3 protein-coding genes and 1 pseudogene are annotated in these 4,422 nt (G+C 49.1%); 1 reads left to right on the forward strand and 3 read right to left on the reverse strand.

The window, feature by feature from the left end; all coding sequences use genetic code 11:
- Nucleotides 1-149: 149 nt before the first annotated feature.
- A complete protein-coding gene (locus CSQ89_RS20105; protein ID WP_099407794.1) occupies nucleotides 150-833 on the reverse strand; it encodes a phytanoyl-CoA dioxygenase family protein in 684 nt (227 codons plus the stop codon).
- A gap of 417 nt (nucleotides 834-1,250) precedes the next feature.
- Complete coding sequence (locus CSQ89_RS20110) at nucleotides 1,251-1,520, reverse strand: hypothetical protein (protein ID WP_099407795.1); 270 nt, start codon at nucleotides 1,518-1,520, stop codon at nucleotides 1,251-1,253.
- Between the two features lie 477 nt (nucleotides 1,521-1,997).
- Here CSQ89_RS20110 and CSQ89_RS20115 point away from each other — a divergent pair.
- Nucleotides 1,998-3,028 (forward strand): annotated as a pseudogene (locus CSQ89_RS20115) (IS630 family transposase).
- A gap of 127 nt (nucleotides 3,029-3,155) precedes the next feature.
- On the opposite strand, the gene CSQ89_RS20120 reads toward CSQ89_RS20115, so the two are convergent.
- Nucleotides 3,156-3,929 carry a substrate-binding periplasmic protein gene (locus CSQ89_RS20120; protein ID WP_099407796.1) on the reverse strand — a complete coding sequence of 258 codons (774 nt, stop codon included), beginning with the start codon at nucleotides 3,927-3,929 and terminating at the stop codon, nucleotides 3,156-3,158.
- Nucleotides 3,930-4,422 lie beyond the last annotated feature (493 nt).

Genomic DNA, 4,422 nt, shown 5'->3' on the forward strand with positions numbered 1-4,422 from the left:
CGCGAATAGCCCATCATGGCCCGGCATCGAGATGCTTGATGCTGCTGTAAGAGGCCGGATATACGTGAGCAGTCGATCCTACCAACCAAAGTATGGCGTGCTTGCAACCGAGGAGGGGTCCATATACGTCTAACATCAACTTCATTTGCTTAAGGTGATGCCTGTTTACAAATCACCGAAGCTTGCCACTGCAGACCATAAGGCAAGTAGGGCGGGCCAAATAAAAAGTGCAGGACCCTGCGGCGACTATCGCCAGTTGCTTTGGAAGACGCATGCAATATCAGGGGGCGCATGACCACAGCCCCACCTTTGCTCACAATACAGGAGACTTCCTCGCTTTGCCTTCGGACCTTGAGGCCGCTCTCTGCTGAAACAATACCAAGCATGTGGGATTTGGGAACAACTTTAATTGGACCATCATTGGTTCCACAGGCGTCAATGTGAATGCGTACCGTGACAAGGGATTGCAGGACATTAAGCGGTGGTTGCACGTATGTAAAACCTTCTTTTCCAGACCATCCAGAGAGCTGTGGATGATTAACTCTCTGTAACACTGGGATAGATATATCCTGGTGCAGTGGTACCAACCAGTTATTTTCTTTTGATTTCTCAAAGTAATTGCACTGGACAGCAATGTAAGACGGGGGCACTGATCGATAAATACTGGGGTGACGAAATACCTTTCTCGATAAGTCCGCGCACCAGTTTTCTTTAAGGAGATTGCGAGTTCCTGCACCACTCAGCGAGATAGAGGAGAGCTTAGCTGCAATCTCATCGCATTCTGAGAGCGTGAGAACAGCCTCAATGATTTCAAACCCTTGTTCTTCGAGCATGGTGTTATTGCGGCCTAACAGGCTGTTGAAAAACTCGTTCGAACGACCCGAACCATTTCTCCAAACTGACAAATTGTCCGTTTTCTCTCCCTTTTCCAGGGATTTGCCGCCTATTGGCGGCTAGGACGCAATTCGCCCTAGCAGGCTGCTGAGGAGGTGGGTTTTTCAACAGTCTGTTAAAGTAATGCTCCATAAAAGATTGCAGTAATCAAGTCGGGCGAAGTAGCGTACTCGCGGATGCTCGCCCGTAGCTTTTTAAAGTACAAGTCTTCGGTTTCCTCCTTGGGTCCGATGATTCCGGACGAGTCTGAAAGATCGATTTCAAGGCGAGTTTAGCAAGGATTGTCAGCTTGCATATTTAACATTCTGACCTTACGGACGCTGGAGCGCAGCAGCCTGGTGTCACGTTGAATGGATTCAGGCGGTGCGCCTCTCAATTCGAACAATCTTTGGATCTTGAGCGTCCATGAACATATAGCAGCGCCCAAAGAGGGCCTTCTTTCCATGTTCATCAAAGCGATTATGACCATGTGGCGTAATCAAAACTTCATGCGTAACGATAGCAACTCGATGACAAGCCTCAATCTCTGCCCAACTTGCCATTGCGAGGTCATTGAACACAACGGTGGCAATGTTGTGATTGTAATGGATGAGTATATTGCCGTCCTTCATTGACAAAGGATTCATGTCGGGCTGCTCACTAAATACATTGTGCAAAGCCTGCAACGCATGCACGCGTGCTTGGTTGTCTGACAGACCGTCAGGCAGAACCGCTACTGTTCCATTTCGAAAGATGGCGAAGTCCTTAACACCATTGGAGTAGTGGTGTACGCGTTCGACAATTCGATCAATGGGCTGTGCAATAGTTGGTCTCCATGAGGGAATAGGCGGAAATAGCTCTGACGGTGGTGACGGCGATTCTCTTGGCTTTTTTTCTTAAATATACTGAACATGATGAATCCGTATATATCCCCTTTAAGTGTGACAGGAATCTCCCCGTTCAGGATAAGCGACGAAGACGCAATGCTACTTGACTATTAAGGCGGTAATTAAACAGGGCGCACAACACCCTGAAATATCATTTAAAATCAGTTGCTTGCAAATGTTATCCGGTGCAAGTTTATGAACTGTTTGATTGCCGGATTAATATGAGATAATACGGGCATGAAAAGAGACGCCCGCAGCCTCACCAAAGAAGCCCAAGAAGAGAAGCGCCTAACTGCCATTCGTATGCGGCGACAGGGGTTTCAGTTCAAGGATATTGCCGCTGCGGTTGAAGTACATATCAGCACGGTCTTTGACTGGTGGAAGCGATACCAAGCAGGGGGCATCCCCGCGGTGGAGGGTGATCGGCGGGGACGTCAGCAAGGGGAGCGTCGTAGCCTTGAGACTTGGCAGGAAGCGGAGATGCAGAAATTGATTGCGGACAAGCTGCCCGAGCAATTGAAGCTACCGTTTGCCTTATGGACCCTGCAAGCAATACGTGACTTGATCGCTGATCGCTTCGGCATTGATATGCCGATTCGTACCGTAGGCGAGTATCTGAACCGCTGGGGTTATACGCCGCAAAAGCCGATGAAGCGTGCGCTGGAACAAAACCCAGAACGGGTGGAACGCTGGTTGGTCGAGGAGTATCCGGCAATTGCCGCGCGCGCCAAGGCAGAAGGCGGGGAAATACATTGGGGTGACGAAACCGGGTTACGCAGCGACCACCAAGCAGGTCGAGGCTACTCACCTGCCGGTCAGACGCCAATACTGGTCAAACCGGCCAAGCGCTTTAGTTTGAACATGATTTCGTCGCTGACCAATCGCGGGAAGCTGCGTTTCATGGTGTACGAAGAAACGATGACGAGCCAAGTGTTGATACGTTTTTTCCGCCAACTGATCAAGGATGCCGGCAGAAAGGTCTTTCTGATTCTCGACAACCTACGTGTGCATCACAGCAAGCCTGTGCAGGCTTGGCTGAAGGAGCATGTAGGTCAATCGAGGTCTTCTTTCTGCCGCCCTATTGTCCGGAACTAAACCCCGACGAATACCTGAATAATGACCTGAAAGGCCGCATACATGCAGGCCGTACAGTGCGAAACAAGAAAGAGCTGAAAGGGAAAGTCAGGCGGGCCATGTGCTACTTGCAACGACGCCCGGAGCATGTTGCCCGCTATTTCCGGCATCCGAGCATCGCGTATGCAGCCTGACTCGTCTATCTAATTGCCGGGTTAATGCCTTGATTGCGGTATGGAGCATGATCACCTTACGACGAATATCTCTGGACGAGCATCATTCAGGCGCACTGGCTGCTTGAGGGGGATTGTTCAGGGTCGACTAATTAAATTGCGTTACTTGCATTTTGTACTCTGGTGACTCTCTAACTTCGGCGATGGCATCCCAAATCTGTATGGAAAACTCACGATAGAGACTGACAAAAGTTTTTGAAAGCATTAGGTAATAGGGCTTTTCAACCAGTGGTGGGTTAAGCCGCTCAATTTTATCGCGCATTTCCACATTGCTAGCTACAACGTTGTCGCCTTCTAGTGTTTGAAGCGCTACAGCTGAGACCCTACTTAGTAATAGTTTCTGCAGATTTTCCTTTGCAACACGAGTACTATCATCCACCGCGACACCTAAGTCTTTGAGCTGGTCTACAATGGAAAATCCAGATTGTGCACCGACGTCGGCAATGGCATTCAGGATTGCTTTACCGTTCCACTCAACATCACTACCTTTTAAGCGATAGAGGCTGTAAGAATCGTCGAGCATGCGTTTACTTGGATCGGCTTTGTCACCAATCATGGGGTAGTGACCTAGATCTTTACGGTCTGCTTTATAGCTGATTTTAAATATGCCATCCATTGCGCCACTTTTAACCAGTGCCATACAGCGTTTCCATGGTAGTGGCTTTATATCTAACTTCACTTCCAGTCGTTTTGCTACCATTTGCAACATGATAACGTTTAGCCCTGGGCGATTTTTCAGCAGCCACGGGTAGGAATCAGTGTCTTCAGTGCAAAGTTTTACTACAGGGGGCTTATCTGCAGAAAATGCTGTGCTGGTTGTTAGCAAGACTGCTAAGAAGACTCTGAAGAACCATATCAGCATTGTTGTTCTCTGATACAAAGAGATTAAAGAATAGTTCAGGATATTACTGTCTACTCTGTTGCGGCTTTGTTGTACAACTCAATTGTAAGTGGCGGATTTAAAAAACGAACCTGACGGATTCAATACCAGCGGGAGAGAGCGATGAGCGGCGGTAGGATTCGCTCCCTTTCCGCCTTGGTTACGCTCGGCAGTCGCGGTCTTCTCTTGGATGCTCGTATGCAATGACTTGGCCGACCTAGCCATACGGGAATGACCGTCTAGACTTCCGCTTCTGGCTGAAAGCAGAGATTCAAAGTCTATTCACCGGGGGCGACCTAGACAATCCTAGCCTTGATTGTCACCGGTTCCCCACTCATGGCTCAGCCTCGCACCCTCGAACAAATCCGCACCCAAAATCCCCAGCTTGCCCAGCTCGATGACCAAACCATCATGGTGGGTATCTATAACCGTGATTTCGCGGGGACGATGACACCGCAGCAGTACATGGCAGTCA

Origin of the sequence: Chitinimonas sp. BJB300, assembly GCF_002735695.1 — a bacterium.
Lineage (GTDB): Bacteria > Pseudomonadota > Gammaproteobacteria > Burkholderiales > Chitinimonadaceae > Chitinimonas.

Coding starts and splice junctions, on each gene's coding strand:
- CSQ89_RS20110 (WP_099407795.1), bottom strand. CDS start 1,520: ATGAATCCTTTGTCAATGAAGGACGGCAATATACTCATCCATTACAAT.
- CSQ89_RS20120 (WP_099407796.1), bottom strand. CDS start 3,929: ATGCTGATATGGTTCTTCAGAGTCTTCTTAGCAGTCTTGCTAACAACC.
- CSQ89_RS20105 (WP_099407794.1), bottom strand. CDS start 833: ATGCTCGAAGAACAAGGGTTTGAAATCATTGAGGCTGTTCTCACGCTC.